The sequence below is a fragment of the Idiomarina sp. OT37-5b genome (assembly GCF_002968395.1).
GTDB classification, from domain to species: Bacteria; Pseudomonadota; Gammaproteobacteria; order Enterobacterales; family Alteromonadaceae; genus Idiomarina; species Idiomarina aquatica.
Genome location: NZ_CP027188.1, coordinates 629,746 through 649,703 on the forward strand (window position 1 = coordinate 629,746; position 19,958 = coordinate 649,703).

Here is a 19,958-nt window from a genome sequence, read left to right on the forward strand (position 1 = left end):
GGTTAGTTTATGTCATTTAAAAAGCTGTTGTTATTACTGCTGATCGTCGCGCTGTTTATCAGTGCATTTGTGTTTGATCTGACACAGTATTTGTCTTTGGACGTATTGAAAGAGCAGCAACAGCAGCTTAATTCGTTGTTTGCCCAGAACCCTTTCGCAACCTTTGCGATTTATTTTGCGATTTACGTTATTTCTACGGCACTTTCGCTGCCCGGTGCGACGGTATTAACATTAGGTGCTGGCGCAATATTTGGGTTTGGCTGGGGTCTGCTGTTGGCAAGTTTTGCTGCCTCCTTTGGCGCCTTTTTATCGTTTTTAAGTGCGCGTTTTATTTTGCGTGATTGGGTACAGGCTAAATTTGGCGAGCGGCTGGAGGCGATCAATCGCGGTATCGAGCGTGATGGTGCGTTTTACCTGTTGAGTTTACGGCTGGTCCCTCTATTCCCGTTTTTTGTCATCAACCTCGTCATGGGGCTCACGCCGATTAAAGCCTGGACCTACTATTGGGTGAGCCAGGTGGGCATGTTGCTGGGCGCGGCCGTTTACATTAATGCCGGCACTCAGTTGGCGCAGATCAATAGCCTGGGGGATGTCGTGTCGGCGGACCTTATCGGTGCCTTTGTATTGCTCGGTATTATGCCAATTGTCGCTAAGTTTATTCTAAGCATCGTCAAGCGGCGGAAGGCATTTAAAGGCTACCACAAGCCGAAATCGTTCGATAACAATATGGTCGTTATTGGTGCTGGGTCTGCCGGGTTAGTCAGTGCTTACATAGCGGCGGCGGTGAAAGCCAAAGTCACGCTTATCGAGCGCGACAAAATGGGCGGCGACTGTCTGAATACTGGTTGCGTGCCGTCGAAAGCGCTGCTGCATGTCGCTAATGTCGCCCAGCAAACCCGTAACAGCGAACATCTTGGGGTCAAGGCTGATAATGTGCAGGTTGACGTTAAGCAAGTGATGCAACAGGTACAAGATGTTATCGGTAAAATCGAGCCCCATGATTCGGTCGAGCGCTACGAAAAACTCGGTGTTAATGTCGAACTCGGCAATGCGCGCATCGTATCGCCATGGGAAGTCGAAATAACCCAAAATGGCGAGACGAAAACCATAACCACCCGCGCTATCGTGGTTGCGACCGGGGCGCGCCCGTTAATCCCGCAATTTGAAGGACTGGATAATGTCGATTACCTGACTTCCGATAATGTGTGGTCGTTGCAGGAATTGCCTAAGCGATTGCTGGTGCTGGGTGGTGGGCCGATTGGCTGCGAACTGTCGCAGGCCTTTCAGCGGCTCGGCTCACAGGTCACCCTAGTGGAGATGGCGGATCGTATTTTAAGCCAAGAGGATCAGGACTCGGCCGAATTGTTAGCTCAGCAGCTACAAAGGGATGGTATTGACTTAAAAACCGGTCACAAAGGCAAGCGCTTTGAACAGCACGACGGCGAACATGTATTGGTGGCCGAATACAACGGTAAAGAACAGCGGATACCGTTCGACCGAGTGTTGATAGCACTGGGCCGTCAGGCCAATGTTAGCGGTTTTGGCCTGGAAGCGTTGGGCGTTGAAACCGACCGTACCATTAACACCAACGAGTTGCTGCAAACCAATTACCCAAACATTTACGCCTGTGGCGATGTGGTTGGTCCCTATCAATTTACCCATGTGGCGTCACATCAGGCCTGGTATGCTGCGGTAAATGCGTTGTTTGACCCGTTTAAGACCTTTCGTGTTGATTATTCGGTCATCCCCTGGGTAACGTACACCTCGCCGCAGGTGGCGAACGTTGGGCTGACCGAACAGCAAGCGCAACAACACAATAAACAATATGAAGTGACGACTTATGACATCGGTGAGCTGGATCGGGCGATTGCCGATGACAGTGCCTACGGTCGTGTTAAGGTGTTGACCGTGCCGGGCAAGGATAAGATTTTGGGCGTGAATATTGTCGGACCTTATGCCGGGGAGTTGTTGGCAGAATACGTACTGGCCATGAAACACGGCATTGGTTTGAACAAAATTTTGGGTACCATTCACAGTTACCCAACCCTGGCCGAAGCCAATAAATACGTGGCCGGCGAGTGGAAACGTGCGCATGCCCCGCAGCGGGTGCTGAACTGGGTCGAAAAATTTCATCGCTGGCGCCGGAGCTAACATGAGAGGTTGGTTATTGTGTTTGATCGTTATTGCGAGCCTGTTGCCCGCCGTCAGTCTGGCACAGACGCAAACCGTGTATTTTTACGCCTGGGGCGGTAACCCGGCGGTCAATGACTATTTGCGCTGGGCTGCAAGCGAGTTGCGTCGGCAGGATATCGAGCTGCGTCATGTCAAAGTCGCTGACATTGCCGAGGTGGTAAAACAACTGACGGATGGTCGTAGCAATGCCGATTTGTTGTGGATTAATGGTGAAAATTTTCACGCTTTAAAGGCCGCAGGGAAGCTTTACCCAGTCGCTGATAAGGTCAGCAATCTAAGTCAGGTGAGCAATGAACTGAACTGGCGCACAGACTTCGGTGAGCCGGTTGACGGCTTGGAAGTACCCTGGGGACTTGGGCAATTCTATCTGTTGAGCTGCAACGAGTGCCTTATCGGCGATGCCGTATCGGCCGAACAATTGCTGCTGTACGCTGAGCAACATCCCGGCACCATCAGTTATCCAAAGCCTCCGGAGTTTCACGGTACCACGTTTCTAAAAGCGTTATTGCTGTCGCTGAGCGAAAACCATGAGCCGTTCCAGCAACCGGTGACTGAGGTCGATGCCGATGCTTTAACCCGACCGCTCTGGAATTATCTCGAGCGATTGCACCCCTTGTTATGGCAACAGGGTGAAAACTTCCCTGCTTCGGCCGCTGAAATGCAAAACTGGTTTGCTAATGGTGTCTTACATATTGCTGTAAGCTTTAACCCGAACGACGTTCAGACGCTGGTGAATCAAGGCCGGATTCCGGCGCAAACGCAGCGGGTGATACTCGGTGAGGCTGCCATAACCAACCATCATTACCTGGCGGTGCCGACAACGGCGAAAGCGAAACCGGCTGCAACTCAAGTCATTAATTTTCTGCTGAGCGAGAAAGCGCAGCGTCGTAAGGCGCAACTCGACGGCTGGGGCGATCCGGCGGTAATCCGTTTGAGCGCTGATGACGAAACCGAGCGGTTACCGGTGGCGGCCGATTTTCATGCCAGCTGGCAAGCGTATCTGGAGCAGGCGTGGTCAGAGCGCTTTCAATAACGGTACTACTGCTGCTGGTCGGGTTACCGTTGCTGGCGGCGTTGCCGGCACTGCAGTGGCCGTCCGCGATGACACTGGCGCCGTGGCTGAAGGCGCTGATGCAAACGTTGTTGGTGACGTTACTGAGTACCTTGGTGGTGACCTGGCTGAGCCTGTCGGCGGCGCGGACGTTGGCAACAAGCCGATGGTTCAGTGCACTGAGTGTGTTACTGGCGACTCCGCATGTTGCTTTCGCGGTTGGTGTGATGTTTTTGTTCAGTCCCAGTGGTTACCTGGTGCGTGTTATTGATGCCCTGAGTGGTTGGCTACCGGTGCCGGCAAACGGCTGGCCCTTGCCGGAAAAGTCACTGCTCACGCTAACCGTCGTGCTGGTGCTGAAAGAACTGCCCTTTCTGCTCTTGATGATCGCCACCCAGCGTAAACAGTTGCCGCTACAACGCTGGTTGCTGCAGGCTCAGAGTCTGGGCTGGTCGGCAACCCGAGCCTGGTGGTGGCTGATTGTTCCTGAGCTGTTGCAACGGCTAAAGCTGCCGCTGGCGGCGATCATTATTTATACCGTTTCGGTGGTTGATATCCCTTTGTTGCTGGGGCCTAACGCGCCGGGCTTACTCGCGGTGGTTGCGTTTGAACAACATTACCAATGGGCGGATACGGAAGCGGCGGCCATCGGCGTATGGCTATTGATCCTGGCCGGTGCGGTGTTGCTGCTGGCGGCGACGGTTACGGTAAACGGCTATCAGCGACTGGCGGACCGCGCCCGGCAAGGTCTGGTGAAAACCACGGCTTCGCGCTGGCGCCGGCTACTGGCCGGCGGTGGTCGCCTGATCACCCCGACGCTGGTGATAGTGTCGTTATTGGTGGTACTGGCACTGTTGCTGCATAGCCTGGCCGGCAGTTGGTTCTATCCGGCGCTGTTGCCACAACAATGGCAACCGCAACGTTGGTTGACAGAATGGCCCTATCTGGCGCCGTTACTGTGGGACACATTCTGGCTGGCGTTGCTGACCGGGCTGTTATCCGTTGCCGCTGCGGTTGCGGTACTTGAGCATCAGCGGCAACGCGGACAACGGCAGCTCAACGTCGTACCGCTACTGCTGTTGCTGCTACCACAACTGGTACTGGTGCTGGGCTGGCAACGCCTGCTGGGGCAGGGTTCGGAGGGTCCGCTGTTGCTGTGGGCGCATGTCGCGTTCGGCTTCCCTTACGCCTATCTGGTTCTGCACGGCGCTTGGGTCAACCTGAGTCAACGCTGGCTTTATCAGGCACAAAGTTTAGGCTACAGCTACCGCCGAGCCTGGTTTACACTGGTGCCCGGGATGATGCGCGGACCGTTATTAACCGCGTTTGCCATCGCCTTTTCGGTGAGTATTGCGCAATACCTGCCGACACTGTGGCTGGCCGGCGGCACCGTGCCAACCTTAACCACCGAAGCGGTCAGCATTGCGTCCGGCGGCGACTGGCGGCTGGCTTCGTTGTACGCGCTGATGCAGGCGCTGTTGCCGCTGCTGGTGTTATCGCTGGTGATGTTCATGCAAACCCGACAACGAGGTACCGATGTCAGTTACTGATGCCTTACGAATACGTTCGCTGATGATTACTCGTCGCCAGCAACCGTTGGTCAGCATTGACCGGCTCGACGTTGAGCCCGGCGAAATCGCCACGCTCATCGGCCCCAGCGGCAGTGGTAAAAGCACCGTGTTGCGCTGGATATTGGGCGAACCATTAACCGATTTCGACGCCAACGGCGAACTTTGGCTGGGCCAACAACGTATTGATGAGTATCCCATTGAGCGGCGACGTATCGGACTCATGTATCAAAAGGGCGACTTATTTCCGCACCTTAGCGTGCTGCAAAACCTGATGTTTGCGCTCCCACGCGCAAGCCGCAGTGAGCAACTGCAACGCGCCGCACACGCGCTCGATGCGGTCGGGCTACAGAGCAAAGCTGAGGCGATGCCAGCCGAACTCAGCGGTGGAGAACAAGCGCGCATCGCGCTGGTGCGCTCGTTACTGGCCGAGCCGCGTGCGATTTTGCTGGATGAACCTTTTTCGGCGCTGGATACCCAACTGCGTCAACAAATTCGTGACTGGACCTTTGCGCAAATAAAGGCCCGTAATATCGCTGCGGTATTAGTCACACACGACCCGGCCGATCACGGTGACGGCCCGTTGCTTGAACTGGGGAAACACAATGATTGATCCGCTGCTGACACCGGTAACGAGGCAGTTGCTGCATGCGCCCGCCGGCTGGCTTATCCGCCGTAACATCAATGCTGATCAGGTCACCCTGGGCGGATTTTTTGTCGGTTTGCTGGCGTTGCCGGCACTGGCCTGGGAGTACTACACGCTGGCGCTGTTGTTAATTCTGCTGAACCGGCTCGCCGATGGGTTGGACGGTGCGGTGGCACGACAGACAAGACTCACCGATGCCGGTGGCTATCTGGACATCGTGCTGGATTTTATTTTTTACAACGCCGTGGTACTGGGCTTTTTAATCGCGGACGTATCGCAAAATGCCATCGCTGCCGGGGTGCTGATGCTAACCTTTACCGGTACCGGGTCGACCTTTCTGGCGTTTGCCGGTGTCGCTGCCAAGCGCGGCATTGATAATGTCAGCTACCCAAACAAGTCGCTGCATTATATGGGCGGATTAACCGAAGGCTTCGAAACCATCGTCGCCTTCATTGCCTTTTGCGTATGGCCGCAGCACTTCGCAACGCTTGCCTACGTGTTCGCCGCGGCTTGCTGGATAACCGCCATCACACGCTTGTGGAGCGGCTACCGAACATTGAAAATGATGGATAAACATTAAGCTGCAGAGGTTTTTCACCGCTGAGGGCGCTGAGAACCGCAGAGAAAAGACTTTTAATGGAAAACCCAATGGGTTGGTTTTTTTGTTGGGTTGATGCTGTGTGCCTGTTGTCACCACCGCGGTTGATATCATGAGAGGGGCTGGTGGTTTTACAATAAAAAAACCTCCGCGCTCTCTGTGCTCTCTGCGGTTAAAGGGTTAAAGGGTTAAAGGGTTAAAGGGTTAAAGGGTTAAAAGGGGTTAATGGAAACGATAGTTCGACTGACGATTTTTGTGACGGTGCTGGCGTTGATGATCGGCTGGGAGTTGTGGCGGCCGAAGCGACAGTCACGCTATACCCGTTGGCAGCGCTGGCCGGCGAACCTCGGCATTGTTGCCATTGATACACTGATCGCGCGTCTGGCGGTACCCGCAGGGGTCGTCGGCGCGGCGGTATGGGCACAACAGCAGGGCGTGGGCTTGTTTAACGTCGTTAGCTGGCCGCTCTGGCTGGAAGTAGTACTCAGCTTCTTGCTTTTCGATATCGTCATTTACTGGCAGCACCGCGCTTTTCACCGCATTCCCATTTTATGGCGTTTGCACCGGGTGCATCACGCCGATCCTGACTTTGACGTCACCACCGGCCTGCGTTTTCATCCGCTTGAGATCCTCCTCAGTCTCGGCATCAAAGCGGCGGCTGCCGTTGCCCTCGGCGCGCCGATATTGGCTATTATCGTATTCGAAGTGGTGCTGAATGCCTGTTCCCTGTTTAACCACGGCAATGTGGCGTTGCCACCGAAATGGGAAGCGCGGGTAAGAAAAGTCTTAATTACGCAGGAATTGCATCGCATCCACCACAGCAGCGTAAAGCAGGAAACCAACTCCAATTATGGCTTTAGCGTGAGCTGGTGGGATCACCTGTTTAACAGCTATACCGACCAGCCCAGCGCCGGTTCTGACCACATCGACATCGGCCTCGAACACTATCGGGACGGTAACTTGACCACGCGTTTGTGGGGGCTTTTACGGATTCCTTTTAAATAATGGCGTTGCCGCACCCCGTATAAATAGGCTGGTCGGACTTTCTATTTTTTATGCTTTATGGTAAGACTCGTAAACGAAATGTTAACAATATGAGTCGTTTAGCATGGAAGATAAAGCGGTACGGTTAAGGAATAACGTAAAAGTCATCGGAACCGGGTCGCCGACGCTGCTGTTTGCGCACGGCTTTGGCTGCGATCAGAGCATCTGGCATCAGGTTGCGCCTGCATTTCATGACCGCGCTACGGTGGTGACCTTTGATTACGTCGGCAGCGGTGATTCTGACCTGAGCCAATACGATGAACAGCGTTATCAGTCGCTCAGCGGCTATGCGCAGGATTTAGTCGACGTCGTTAACAGTCTCGAATCCGAGCACCTGATCCTGGTTGCCCACTCGGTCAGCGGCAGTATCGCAACCCTTGCCTATCCGGCCATTCGGCAACGGCTTAACCACATCGTCATGCTTAACCCGTCACCACGTTATCTTCACGATAAACCGCATTATCAAAGCGGCTTCGACCGCGAGGACGTTGATCAACTGATGGTCATGATGGAACAAAACTTTTTTGCCTGGGCGCAGGGTTTAGCACCGCAAGTGATGGAAAACCCGGAACGCCGTGATCTGACCGAACAGCTGACGCGTCAGTTTAGCGCCGGTGAACAGCGCATAGTACGGGCGTTTGCGCGGGCGACCTTTTATTCCGATGTGCGCGCCGAACTGGCGCAGGTTGATTGCCCGGTAACCGTGGTTCAGGCCAATAAAGACATCGTGGTACCGCAACGGGTGGCGGAGTACACCGTGGCTCAGTTGCCTAAGGCCGAGCTGACGGTGATAGATGCCAGGGGACATTACCCGCATGTCAGCGCACCGGCCCAGGTGATTGCGCAAATCGAACGAGTGCTCAACCAGGCTACGGTGCCCTTATGACCGATTACTTGACCGACTGGCCTGGTTTGGCCGTGCGGATAGCGCTGGACGGGCGCATCATGCATGAGCTGAGTCCCGAGTTTGCGGCGTTGCTGAAACGTACACCAGAGCAACTCATCAATACCAGTCTGGACAATGTTCTAACCGCGGCCTCGCGCCTTTACTACTTATCCGCCATCGACATCAAGCTACGTCAGCGCCAGAACTGCGAACAACAAACCTTATATTTGAACACAGCTCAAGGCTGTCGGCCGTTTATTGTGTCAGCACACCCGCAGGATAACGACACCGCATTACTGATACTGATGCAGGCCGATCAACATCTGGCGCTGCAACAGCAATTGATCCAGGAACGCAAATACACCGAAAGCCTGAACCGGGAACTGAGCCGGCGGGAGCAGCACTTACGGAATGAACGTAACAAGCAAAAAGCGCTACTGGAAAAGCTCGAAAACACCAATTATGAACTGCTACAAACGGAGAAGCTGGCGGCGCTTGGGCAACTGTCAGCGGGTATTGCCCACGAAATCAACAACCCGGTCGGTTACATACAGTCCAACTTGAACAGCCTCAGTCATTATGTGGAAAAACTGCTCAAGGTACTAACGGATAACGCTGAGGGTCTGTTAAAGCAACGACTGCAACAGGAAAATTTCGAGTTTATTGCGGCTGATTTACTGGATTTGCTGCAGGAAAGTCAGCAGGGCGTCGCGCACATCACCTCAATCACCTCAGCGCTGACGCAGTTCGCGCGGGCGCCCGGTAACGTCGAGCAATGCAATGTGCACGAACAGATCAATACCACCTTGCGGGTGCTGCATAATGAGATTAAAAACAAAGCCCGTATCCAACGGGACTTTAATGGCAGTCCGCTCAATATTGCCTGCGATCCGGCTCAGTTTAATCAGGTGATGATGAATCTGCTGGTGAATGCGCTGCAAGCAATCAATCGATTTGGGCAGATCACGATCCGTACCGGTGTCGTCGAGCAATTTGTTTACATCGAAGTAGCCGATAATGGCGAGGGCATGAGTGAAGAAACCCGCAAGCGCGCGCTGGAACCATTTTATACCACCAAGCCCGAAGGCGAGGGCACGGGTCTCGGTCTGGCACTGGTTTATAACATCGTACGCAGACACTTGGGTAAATTAACCATCGACAGTGACGTCGGTAAGGGAACATGCATTGGCGTGTGGTTCCCGTTGGCACAGGAGTGTAATCATGGCAAACAACTCGAATAACGGCATAAACATCGTCGCACGCGGTTACTGGTTTGCACTAACCTGTCTCTGTTCGGTCTGGGGCGGCTTGTTAAGTTTTGGGCTGACCCTGAACTTGTTCAGTGTATCCAGCCGCTTATCCCTGACTGACGGTTTGCTAACGCTGCTGCTGGCGGTATTGGGATGGGCGCTGCTGCTCAGTTCGCGGTTGCGGATACGATTAACGGCGATGCGACGCTGGTTCTGGCGAGGTCTGGCGCTAATCAGTGCGGTTGCATGCGCTGCGTTTTTGTACCAAGGATTAAGCTCAGATTTGCTGATTTACCGCGCCGTTATTTCGCTACAACTGGCACTGGGGTTTTGGTTGCTGCCTTACCTGAACAGTGGCTACAGGGATCAGCAGGACAACATCTGGTTATGGGTTTACCTGACGCTGGCGTTATTGCTGGCATTTATCTGGCTACACGTGGTAAACCAGCCGTTGCAGGGGAGTGACGGCTTATACGACTCGTTGCCCGGAGTGTTTCTGGTGATGGCGTTTGCCGGCCTTAGCCTGATTGAAATCATGCGACAACTGTTGTTGGCTTATGTCACGCTGCTGCACTCGCGTCGGGCCACTGATGTGGCGATGAATGATCGTCTAATGAGTTTGCCATTGGCGGCGTTGGTGGTGCAGAGCGATGGAAAAATCGTTAACAGCAATGCGCTGGCGGAGCGCTGGATTGCGGCGCAGAATAGTCGTCTGCCCGGCCGCAGTATCGACTGCTGGTTGAGTGATGCCGACTGGGACGTCTTACGCCAGCAACTAGTGCAGCAACAACCCTCCGATCGTAAGCCGATGCGCTGGCACGGCAGTTGGTTAAGCGACGGCGTGAAATTACCGGTAGAGCTGTTGATCAAACGCTACAACGGTCATTGGTTAATGATCGTGAACGATCGTACAGAGTATGCACAGATCGAAGCGGAACGTGACCGTGCATTAAGGTCCCGCGACAGTCTCGCATACATTATTGATCAGCATTTACAGGAACCGGTTCAGGTGGTGCTGACACAACTGCAACAATTCGACAGCAATGTCGAGCTGGATCCGCAGACGACCACTCTACTGCAACAAACGCAAAGCAGTATTCGCCACTGGCAGCGCTTGCTGCAGGAAACCCAGGCTTATGCGTTGTTAGACAATCACCAACCGCAACAAAGACGCTGTGACTTAAATGAAATCACGCATCAGGTGGCGCTGGAATACCATGAGCGGCTGCAGCATTTGCGGGCAAATCTGGACATACAGGTTGCCGAGAGCGCGACGGGAGATGCCGGGTTGTTGTATGAGCTGGCCAAACAACTCATCAGTAACGCGATCAAATTTAGATCGCCGACGCGGCGACTAAAAATCACTGTCTACACCCAGTCTGTCGGCAACGGTAAAGTTGCCTGGTGCTTTGCCGATAACGGCAGGGGCATGAAAAACCAGCAATTAAAAAGGATGTTAAGACCCTTTAACCGCGGTGATGAAGCCGATGCCGAGGGCATCCCAGGCAGTGGCATGGGGCTGGCTCTGGCAGAAAAAATAGTTGACATACATCACGGAAAACTGATGATAGAGACCGCTGCAGAACAGGGCTGTGTGATAAAGGTCCTGCTGCAGCAGGCCAACGACGGGACAAAAAATGACTTCTGATACCTTGCTACTGCAGTTACTCGAAGATATGCCGACAGCTGCCTTACTGGTGACGCTGGAACGACGCATTCTGTATGCGAACCCGGCGGCTGAGAAACTGCTGCAGCAAACCGACAGCGAACTGTGCGACAAAATTCTGCCACTGCAGTTAACTGAAGACGCGTTACTGGGTAACACCGGACAGCTGGAATTACCCAATGGCAAGCAATTGCCGGTACGACATTTTAACGTTCCCACCGTCTGGCATGGCAATACCGTACGGATGGTGCATTTAGAGGATGTTTCTGCCGTGCAGGGGCTGCAACAGCAATTGTCGGACCTGGTCAATTATGATGGTCTGACCGGCCTGCCGAATCGCGGTTTGCTGGAAGATCGTCTGAAACAGGCGTTTTCGTTCGGACAACGTAATAAAGGGGTATTGGCCGTTGTATTTTTTGATTTGGATGGCTTTAAACCGATCAACGACACGCTCGGCCACGAACTCGGCGATCGCCTGCTAAAGCAAGTGGTTGAACGGCTGCGGTCCTACATTCGGCCGAGCGATACGCTGGCCCGTCTCGGCGGGGATGAGTTTGTATTGATATTGCCGGATCTGTCGCATATCGGTGACGCCGCGGCGGTGACTGAGCGCATGTTGCAGTCGGTAGCGGAGCCATTCGAACTCGACAGCAACGAGCTACACATCAGCGCCAGTGCCGGTATCGCCACCACCGAGCTTTATGATGAAGATCCGCTGCAGTTAATCCGCCAGGCCGATATGGCCATGTTCGAGGCCAAGCGCCGGGGTCGTAATCAGTACCAATGGTTTGACCAATCACTGGATACCCGCACGGTAAAATCGCTAAAAATTCGTAATGCACTGCAGTCCGGCATTGAGCAAAAGCAGTTTGAACTGCACTATCAGCCGCAGTTCGATCTGCATAATAACGACGTGGTCGGGGTCGAATCTCTGGTGCGCTGGAATCATCCCACCATGGGCATGATTTCGCCGGCCGAGTTTATCCAGATTGCCGAAAATACCGGTGAAATCGTGCGTCTGGGGCGCTGGATCTTGCGGCGTGCCTGCAAGGATTTCGTGCAATTGAAGCAACAGATGCCAAACAAGGCAACGGTATCGGTTAATATCTCGGCAATCCAGCTACTGCGCCATGAATTCGTCGACGAAGTGGCGCAGGCATTGCGTGAAAGTGGCCTTGATGCGCGCCACCTGGTGCTCGAAATGACGGAGTCGGTGTTGGTTGAATATCCACAGCTGATCAGCGAGAAATTGGCGAAATTGAATCAGCTTGGTGTCAAACTGGCGCTGGACGACTTTGGTACCGGATACTCCAGCCTGAGTTACCTCAAAGACCTGCCGGTTAGCTGGGTTAAGATAGATCGCAGTTTTATCACCGAACTCACTCACGACAGCCGTGACGCGGCCATTACCGAAGGCATCATTTCAATGGCTCATCACCTGCAACTGGAAGTGATGGCGGAAGGTGTGGAAACCACCGCCCAGCGGGATTACTTGCGGCGCAGCGGTTGTGATGCCATGCAGGGCTTTTTGATGGCTAAGCCAATGCCTAAACCGCAACTGGACAAGTTTTTGAGTCAGTATCAGGCATCCATCAGTACCGACGAGCCGAGTTCAGAAGCGACCGTCATGATTGTTGACGACGAGGAAAACGTGAATAAGTCTTTGCGGCGCTTACTGATGCGAGATGGCTATCATATTTTGACCGCAAACTCGGCCAATGAGGCGTTTGATTTATTGGCCCAGCATAACGTGGACGTGGTTATTTCCGACCACCGTATGCCGCAGATGCAGGGTGTCGAGTTTTTGACCCATGTTCGTTCCATGTATCCAAACACACAACGTATTGTGTTGACCGCTTATCAGGACGAAGAGGCACTGGCGCGGGCGCTGAACGAGGGTGAGGTATTTCGTTTTTTGACCAAGCCCTGGGATGATGAAACCATCCGCCAATCCGTAAGAGCTGCGTTGCAGGGATAACGTTGAGCGGCGCGAGCTTGCCCAAGGCCGTGGCTTTTTGGCATAATCGGCGCCGGCAAGTTCCCGTAGCTCAGTAGGATAGAGCAGCCGCCTCCTAAGCGGCAGGTCGCAGGTTCGACTCCTGCCGGGAACGCCAGTTATCGGTTATTCCGCCGGTATAACCCAATCGTTGACCTGGACATTGGTAAGAATGCCCGGGCCGGACAGCTCGGCCACCGCGGTGTTGTGCTGAACCTGGGTGACTTCTACGGTAAACTCACTGACCTGCCATTTCTGCCGATAAATCCCTTCATTGTCGACAAAGTTAGACGGGTGAATAATTTTTAGCTGATCGCCGACGCGAACGCCGTGGTGTGAGCCTAAGTTAAATTGCACCTGGTTATCCTGTTGCCATACCACCCGACCACGAGTCGGTTTGCAACGTAACTGTTCACGAACGCCAGCGGCGAGATCTTCGATGCCGGTCATAAGTGCAGCGCCAAACGGGCGATCCCAGAATTCGCTGGCGGCAACATCAACGGTTTCATTACGCTGATAATTCCAGCTTTCGACGTCGCTGACCCGCGCCCGGGTAAGCAGTTCGCCGCTGCTGGCGTTAAGCAAATACAAGGTCAGTGCGTAGTTACGGCGATAATCAGAGTCAAACAAACCCCAGCCGCGCTGCTGTTCAATCATGGATAAATCATCAAACAGTCCGAACACTACATACTGACTGTCGTTTGCCTTGCCAACCTCGCGTGCCATGGCGCCTAACTGCTCCAGGTTAAGCTGGCGCAGAGCGTTGGTTAAGCCGGTATTCCGTGACAAGGTATGGCTGACATAAATGCGATCGCTGCGTCTGGAAATTTCCCGGGTCAGTCGCTCGGCGCTGACTTTCCCCAACTCCCAGATCTGTCCAAAAGCACCGTGTTCACGATTACTGAGTTCGAACGGAACCACGGTCAGAGCAATCTTATATTTATCGCCGCGACAGGTGTTTTCGCGATTCCAGATCTCTGCCTGTAATAACACCACCAGACGATCACCCTGGACTTCCTCGCGGATAATACTGACGCGTTCGACGTCACCGGTTGCCGACACCTGGGTTTGATTGGTGCTGAGTACGCCATCAACAATGGACTGGACACTGGAAATTGAACTGCCGGTCATGAGCAGTGCCTGCTGCAGCGCATTTTCAATGGCGCGTTCGCGCGCCGCATCGGTGTCACCGTTAACAATGCGCGCGCTGCCCTGGGCTTCCACCACACGGGCGTCGGCGCTGACGGCTACCAACAGTACCAGTGAAAAAAGAATGAGTTTCCAGTTCATGCATTACCTGCTTGGCGTTTACGTGTTTAGGCGGTTATGCAAGTACCATTCCAGTCGGATTCATGACACTGTGTTAATAGTACACAACGCGCTTAATTTTCTGCTGGCGGCTGGTGCTTTGGTAGATGCGATGAACTTTTTCGAAGTCCAAGCGCAGCTCGGTGGCGTAGTATTCACCGACGGTGTAGGTGCGAACCACTTCGGCACCGCGAATCACGCCATCAACCGATGACTGAAACGTATCGTTGGTCAGCGCCCAGTTTTGTACCGAACTGCCGCCGGCAATGCGTTGCCCATAAACCTGTTCTGCCAGTTCCCGATAAGCCGCCAGTTTGGACGCGCGCATCGCAGCCAAATCTTTATGTTGCTGGCTGTCTCCCGGTTGTTCGTCAATCGGCGCATAACCAACCGCCGTTAATACCGGAAATTGATCCGGCGTTTCGGTTTCCCACTCAACGTGTTGCTGATCATACGCCAGATTATAATAGGCGCTGCAGCCCGACAGCAGTAAAGCAGACGCAAGTGCAAAGGTGACCGCTAAGTGTTTCATGACAACCTCATTATGGATTATGCCGATACCTCGTTTGATACTTTGTTTAACGGCCACAGCGCGCAAATCTTTAACCTTTTAAAGGCTGAACTGCTGTAACAACTGAACCACCATCGGGTGTTGAAACGGCCGTTTCAGGGTGATGGCATAGAATTGCTCGTAGACATTCGGCAACTGCAGATAACGACTTAGCTGGCCACTGTTAAGCTCATCCCTTACCACCACGTCCGGAATCACTGCCAGCGCGCCGGTATCGCGGGTCAGCAATCGCAACATGGCCATATCGTCGGCTTCGGCCAGCACAATCGGCTGCCAATTGTATTCCGCGCTGAGCATGTCAAAGGCCAGCCGCAGCGACAGGTTTTCCGGTGGTAAAACCCAATGCTGCTTGACCAGCGCCGGTGAATTGAGTTCGGTTATCGCCCGTCCCGGCGGCCCAATCAGCGACACCGGCTGACGTGCCAGCAAACGACTCTGCCACAGTTGTTTGTCACTGCCTCGCACATTGGTGTTGGCCAACGCGATGTCAATTTGGTGATTGGCCAGTTCATTAAACAACTGATCCGGGGTCATCGAATGCAGCCGATAGTGCACCTCTTTTTGGCTAACCAGATCATTAATAAAAGCTTCAACAAAGTTACGCGACATGGTCGAGGCATGGCCAATACGGATGATCGCCGGCTGATCAGAGGCACCTTCTTTGAGCTGTTTCACTAAGCTCTCGCCTTCGGCGAAGATCCGGTCGGCGTGCTGCTTGGCAATATGGCCGGCCTGAGTTAACACCAACTGGCGGCCACGGCGTTCAAACAACGCCATGCCAAACCAGTCCTCCAGCTGTTTAATTTGTGACGATAACGCCGACTGCGACACGTGCAGCTTTTGTGCGGTCTGGGTCAGATGACCGCTGGCGGCCACGTGCCAAAAGTAATAAAGGTGTTTGTAATTCATCCGGGCTCACTCACTGTTCTATAAAAAAGAACAAAACGATATTTTATATCTATTTTACTTAATTTAGCACCAGCGCCAAACTTAGCACAATCCAATTCAACAGGAAGTACTATGTTCGACTGGCTGACAATCTCCGGCATACGACCCGTGTTGCTGATACTGGTGGGAGTTCTGGCAATGGTGGTGCTGCGTTACTCGTGGCGCAACTTCCGTCTCGACCCACGCCGCAGTGTGTTTATGCGTTATATGACCTTGTGTCTGACCGCGGTGGTGGTATTGATCCTAAGCAACCACATGTTGCTGTTCTTTGCCGCCTGGGTGTCCATCAGCTTACTGCTGCATCAATTGCTGATGTTTTATCCGGAACGCGATCGTGCCGTACTGGCCGCGCACAAGAAATTCATTTTGGCGCGTTGCTCAGAAACCTTTTTAGGCATCGCTCTCGTGTTGGTGTACTGGCAAACCGGCACCGGCTATCTCGACGCCGCGTTGGCGAGCATTTCGCAGCAGCCGGTCGGTCTGCTGCAGCATGCCGCGGCGATCGCACTGGTGATGGCGGCGTTAATCAAGTGCGCGCAACTGCCGTTGCACGGCTGGCTGATCCAGGTGGTGGAAGCCCCCACGCCGGTGTCGGCACTGCTGCACGCCGGAATCATCAATTTGGGCGGACTGCTGCTGTTGGTCACCACCCCGGTCTGGAGTGTTTCCACCCCGGCCATCTGGCTGTTGTGTCTGGTTGCGGTGGTGTCGTGCTGTCTGGCGGCATTGATCATGGCCACCCGCATCAGCATCAAAGTACGTCTGGCCTGGTCGACCAGCGCCCAGATGGGCCTGATGTTGCTGGAAATAGGCTTGGGCTACTATGACCTGGCGCTGCTGCACCTGGTTGCCCACTCAGTATACAAAGCCCATGCGTTCCTGTCAGTCAGCGAAGTCGCTTATGTTAAACAATCCGAAGCGCGCTCGCTGCCGCGGGTGGTGGTGGTATTTTTCGGCTTTCAACTGGCGTGTCTCGGCGCCGCGCTGTTGCTGACCGGCTCGCCAAAGTGGCTGCCGTCGGCACTGCTGGCGATGGTGCTGGCAACCATATGGATGAACCTCAATCGCTGGGGATGGCGTCTGTTGTTGTCACTGGCGCTGCTCAGTGCCTACGCGCTGTTGGTTTGGGCCGCCGGTAATGTGATGGACAACCGCAGCATTGACCTGGCTCTGGAGCTTGCCGTTGCCGGTATCGTTAATCTGTTTGCCATCAGTTACTGGTTAATCCATCACACCCCGCAGTACGCCATCAGCCAACGTTGGTTTATCAGCCTTAACGCCGGTTTGTATCTGGACGAGTGGCTGACCCGATTTGTGCTGTGGCTGTGGCCAAGCCATCCGATCCACTATTACCAGTCTCGCAATAACGTCGCGGTAAAAGGAAAGTTGTATGAGCAAACTCGCTAACCAGGCTCAGTTGGCGGTCGCCCGCGTGGCACCGCAGTGGCCGTTGCCACAATGGGTGGCGGTTAATCCGCTGTGGGAATACCGTCAGCAGCCATTAACGGAAGTTGCTGCGCAGTGGCGCTACTGCGGCAACGTCGCTCTGACCATGTCACCGGAGTTCTACCAGCAACACTATGAGCAGGGTGCTATCGAACCGGCGCTGGTGACGGATGACATGCGTCGTCAGCTAACTCAGTTGTCTGACACGCCGCGCTGGCAGAACATCAGCCATTTGGTGGACCGTTATCAACAGCGCCGTCGCAAAATGCTCTGGCACGATGAAGTGGTGTTTCAGATCAGCCAAAGTTGCGGGCTGTTTATGCAGTTTCCCCGGCGCTTTCAGGGGCAGGGTAAGGACAGTTCGCTGTACCAGCATTGGTTGACCATTTCACGTGCCGACCGCGGTATTGAAACCCTGATGGACGAAGCAGACCTGAACGAATTGTTTGCCGAGCTACCGGACAGTCCCGAGGCCTTATTTGAAGCTTGTGAGCAGCTCTGGTTTGGTAGCGCACCGAGCGCTGCCGCTGAACACTATTGCCAGGCGCTGATCATTGACGTGCTGGGCTGGGCTTCGGCACTCAGTTATCAGGATCGTCAGCACGGCAGCCAGTGGCTACTGGAACTGCTGGCCATCCGCATGGCCTGGGATTATCTGCTGTGGCAACTGGCAGATCGCACCAATCAGGCGGTGTTTGAACCCATTAAACAAGACTTTGAACAGCAACTGCGTGACAGTGATGACGCCGTTGCCGCCATCATTGCCCAGCAACAAAGCCTGTGGCAGTGGCAACGCGCCTACGAGCGGTCACAGCTCAGTGCGCTTAAATTTAAGCCGGCGGCAGACGCCGACCGTAATGATTCGCCACAGTTGCAGGCTGTGTTCTGTATCGATGTGCGCTCGGATCGTTATCGCCGGGCATTGGCACAGGCCGGTCGTGAGCACGGAATGACGGTCAACAGCAAAGGCTTTGCCGGTTTTTTCGGGGTGCCGTTGGGACGTGAACAGGGCGACCAGCAAATACCGCACGTACCGGGGTTGTTACAGCCAAGCTTTTTTGTCCGTCAGCAAAGCCCGGATAAATCCTTTAAAGACTTGCTGTCGCGCTCGTTTAACAGTCCGGCTTCTATGTTTACCGGCGTTGAGGCGCTGGGGCTGGCCAAACTCGGCGAGCTGTTAAAAGGCATTAAGGGCTCGCTCGATACCGCTCAGTTTGATGCCGATGCGGAGATTTATCACAACGGCCGCGCCGTTACCTGCGAGCAACTGGCCGAGCTATGCGCACAGGCGCTGACCGGCATGCAGTTTACGCAGTTTGCCGAGCACGTGGTGCTGGTCGGTCACGGTGCTAAACACAGCAACAACGCGCAACGGGCCGGAATGAACTGCGGTGCCTGCGGCGGCCAGACCGGCGCACTGAGTGCCCGGGTGTTGTGCCACTTACTGAATCAGTCGGCTATCCGCCAGCGCCTCAGTGAGCATGGCTTCGCCATTCCGCAGGCGACGCAATTTTACGCCGCGCTGCACGAAACCGTCACCGACGACATCGTCTGGTTGTCCGAAGATGTTCCGGCGCAGGTCAAACAAACCTTTGCCAGCGCATCGGCACAGTTACAGCAACAGCAACCAAACCGGACTACGCGGGCCAATCACTGGGCGGAATTGAGGCCCGAATGGGGATTGGCCGGTAACCAAGCGCTGTTTTTCGGCAACGCCGGGCGCTTAGCCGACGACGCGGTACAGGGGCGCAGCTTTCTGCACGACTACGATGAAGCATTAGACGCCGACGGTTCGCTGCTGACGGCGCTGCTGTCCGCACCGGGACTGGTTGCTAACTGGATTAACTGGCAATACTACACCGCCGTCACCGACCCGCTGCGCATGGGCAGCGGCAACAAACTGTTGCACAACCGGGTGGCCAATGACATTGGCGTGTTCGAAGGCAATGGTGGTGATCTCCGCCTGGGGCTGGCGTGGCAATCGGTGCATGACGGCAGCGATTACGTGCACAAACCGGTGCGTCTGAGCGTCATTATAGAAGCGTCTGAACCCCGTATTCATAAAGCGCTGGCGCAAGCCGGTGACTTTAATCAACTGTATCAAAATCAATGGATTGACGTTTATCGACTCAACCCAAGAGGTGAGCTATGCCGACTACAACATCAGTAACGAGCCAGAAAACCGTCACGGAAACCACCTGTTTTCTGATGAAAGATTTGTACGACTGTGTGCGTAACCGGCCGTTCAATAAACCCTTTACGCTGGTGCATGAAGACGGCAGTGTGGATAAAGGGCTGAAAACCGAGCAGGAGATGAAAGAGGTGTTGTGGCAACGGCAAAATCCGTTCTTGCAGCGCCCGGTTACCTTTAAATGCTAGCGGATTTTACCCTTAGCGTTATAGGTCAGGCTGTCCTTTCTGGCATTGGAAAGGATGGTCTGTTTTAGCTGTTCAATACTGTTTAGGGTGGACTGGACAACCCGCTCGTTAACCGCGTTTTGCGCTTTAATGCCGGTCAGTTGCTGCTTAATGTCGGCCACCTGTGCAGCCAGTTGTTCGTCGTCCTGCAACAGATTGGACTCAGGGTGCTCGCGTAAAGCCGCATCCAGTTCGCTGACTTCAGCCAGCTGCTGAGCTTTCTGCTCTGCCAGCTCCGCAACGCGGCCGTGTTGGCGTTCTACAATGGCTTGTAATTCCTGCTGTTGTGACACAGCAAGGGCATCTAGCGAGTCAGCCAGTTGTTGTAGAAGCTCATGTACCGGTGTTGCGGTCGTTGACATTGATACT

The 19,958-nt window shown here is 54.2% G+C and carries 17 protein-coding genes and 1 tRNA gene; 14 read left to right on the forward strand and 4 right to left on the reverse strand.

Annotated elements, in window-relative coordinates:
- Positions 1-9 precede the first annotated feature (9 nt).
- The 11 genes from lpdA (at position 10) to C5610_RS02855 (ending at position 13,016) form a co-directional block, all read left to right on the forward strand.
- Positions 10-2,151 carry a dihydrolipoyl dehydrogenase gene (gene lpdA, locus C5610_RS02805; RefSeq protein ID WP_105305799.1) on the forward strand — a complete coding sequence of 714 codons (2,142 nt, stop codon included), beginning with the start codon at positions 10-12 and terminating at the stop codon, positions 2,149-2,151.
- A gap of 1 nt (position 2,152) precedes the next feature.
- Positions 2,153-3,226, forward strand: a complete 1,074-nt coding sequence (locus tag C5610_RS02810; protein ID WP_105305800.1) for an ABC transporter substrate-binding protein — start codon at positions 2,153-2,155, stop codon at positions 3,224-3,226.
- Entirely contained in the window at positions 3,205-4,794 is a 1,590-nt protein-coding gene (locus C5610_RS02815; RefSeq protein ID WP_105305801.1) for an ABC transporter permease, read from the forward strand. The genes C5610_RS02810 and C5610_RS02815 overlap by 22 nt, the downstream gene beginning before the upstream one ends.
- Positions 4,781-5,425 carry an ATP-binding cassette domain-containing protein gene (locus C5610_RS02820; protein WP_105305802.1) on the forward strand — a complete coding sequence of 215 codons (645 nt, stop codon included), beginning with the start codon at positions 4,781-4,783 and terminating at the stop codon, positions 5,423-5,425. The genes C5610_RS02815 and C5610_RS02820 overlap by 14 nt, the downstream gene beginning before the upstream one ends.
- Positions 5,418-6,038 (forward strand): CDP-alcohol phosphatidyltransferase family protein, encoded by a 621-nt coding sequence (locus C5610_RS02825; protein WP_105305803.1) that lies wholly within the window; start codon positions 5,418-5,420, stop codon positions 6,036-6,038. Before C5610_RS02820 ends, C5610_RS02825 begins: the two co-directional genes overlap by 8 nt.
- Before the next feature lie 243 nt (positions 6,039-6,281).
- Entirely contained in the window at positions 6,282-7,061 is a 780-nt protein-coding gene (locus C5610_RS02830; protein WP_105305804.1) for a sterol desaturase family protein, read from the forward strand.
- 103 nt (positions 7,062-7,164) lie between these two features.
- A complete protein-coding gene (locus C5610_RS02835; protein WP_105305805.1) occupies positions 7,165-7,986 on the forward strand; it encodes an alpha/beta fold hydrolase in 822 nt (273 codons plus the stop codon).
- Complete coding sequence (locus tag C5610_RS02840) at positions 7,983-9,227, forward strand: sensor histidine kinase (RefSeq protein ID WP_105305806.1); 1,245 nt, start codon at positions 7,983-7,985, stop codon at positions 9,225-9,227. The genes C5610_RS02835 and C5610_RS02840 overlap by 4 nt, the downstream gene beginning before the upstream one ends.
- The gene (locus C5610_RS02845; protein WP_105305807.1) at positions 9,208-10,884 is read left to right on the forward strand and encodes a sensor histidine kinase; all 1,677 of its coding nucleotides are present in this window, start codon (positions 9,208-9,210) and stop codon (positions 10,882-10,884) included. The genes C5610_RS02840 and C5610_RS02845 overlap by 20 nt, the downstream gene beginning before the upstream one ends.
- The gene (locus C5610_RS02850; RefSeq protein WP_105305808.1) at positions 10,874-12,880 is read left to right on the forward strand and encodes an EAL domain-containing protein; all 2,007 of its coding nucleotides are present in this window, start codon (positions 10,874-10,876) and stop codon (positions 12,878-12,880) included. The genes C5610_RS02845 and C5610_RS02850 overlap by 11 nt, the downstream gene beginning before the upstream one ends.
- A 59-nt stretch (positions 12,881-12,939) precedes the next feature.
- Positions 12,940-13,016, forward strand: a tRNA-Arg gene (locus C5610_RS02855).
- An 8-nt stretch (positions 13,017-13,024) separates the two neighbouring features.
- Here C5610_RS02855 and C5610_RS02860 read toward each other — a convergent pair.
- The 3 genes from C5610_RS02860 to C5610_RS02870 all read right to left on the reverse strand — a co-directional run bounded on the left by C5610_RS02860 (position 13,025) and on the right by C5610_RS02870 (position 15,686).
- Positions 13,025-14,188 (reverse strand): flagella assembly protein FlgT, encoded by a 1,164-nt coding sequence (locus tag C5610_RS02860; RefSeq protein ID WP_105305809.1) that lies wholly within the window; start codon positions 14,186-14,188, stop codon positions 13,025-13,027.
- A gap of 73 nt (positions 14,189-14,261) precedes the next feature.
- Positions 14,262-14,738 carry an LPP20 family lipoprotein gene (locus C5610_RS02865; protein WP_105305810.1) on the reverse strand — a complete coding sequence of 159 codons (477 nt, stop codon included), beginning with the start codon at positions 14,736-14,738 and terminating at the stop codon, positions 14,262-14,264.
- Between the two features lie 78 nt (positions 14,739-14,816).
- A complete protein-coding gene (locus tag C5610_RS02870) occupies positions 14,817-15,686 on the reverse strand; it encodes a LysR family transcriptional regulator (protein ID WP_105305811.1) in 870 nt (289 codons plus the stop codon).
- Between the two features lie 111 nt (positions 15,687-15,797).
- Here C5610_RS02870 and C5610_RS02875 point away from each other — a divergent pair, with 111 nt between their 5' ends.
- The 3 genes from C5610_RS02875 to C5610_RS02885 are packed head-to-tail and all read left to right on the forward strand — an operon-like array spanning position 15,798 to position 19,550.
- The gene (locus tag C5610_RS02875; protein WP_105305812.1) at positions 15,798-17,132 is read left to right on the forward strand and encodes an NADH-quinone oxidoreductase subunit L; all 1,335 of its coding nucleotides are present in this window, start codon (positions 15,798-15,800) and stop codon (positions 17,130-17,132) included.
- Entirely contained in the window at positions 17,116-19,341 is a 2,226-nt protein-coding gene (locus C5610_RS02880) for a putative inorganic carbon transporter subunit DabA (RefSeq protein WP_105305813.1), read from the forward strand. The genes C5610_RS02875 and C5610_RS02880 overlap by 17 nt, the downstream gene beginning before the upstream one ends.
- Complete coding sequence (locus C5610_RS02885; RefSeq protein ID WP_105305814.1) at positions 19,320-19,550, forward strand: hypothetical protein; 231 nt, start codon at positions 19,320-19,322, stop codon at positions 19,548-19,550. The genes C5610_RS02880 and C5610_RS02885 overlap by 22 nt, the downstream gene beginning before the upstream one ends.
- On the opposite strand, the gene flgN is transcribed toward C5610_RS02885, so the two are convergent.
- Positions 19,547-19,951: a flagellar export chaperone FlgN gene (flgN, locus tag C5610_RS02890; RefSeq protein ID WP_105305815.1), complete on the reverse strand. Its 405-nt coding sequence runs from the start codon at positions 19,949-19,951 to the stop codon at positions 19,547-19,549. The two genes, C5610_RS02885 and flgN, sit on opposite strands and share 4 nt — an antisense overlap.
- Positions 19,952-19,958 lie beyond the last annotated feature (7 nt).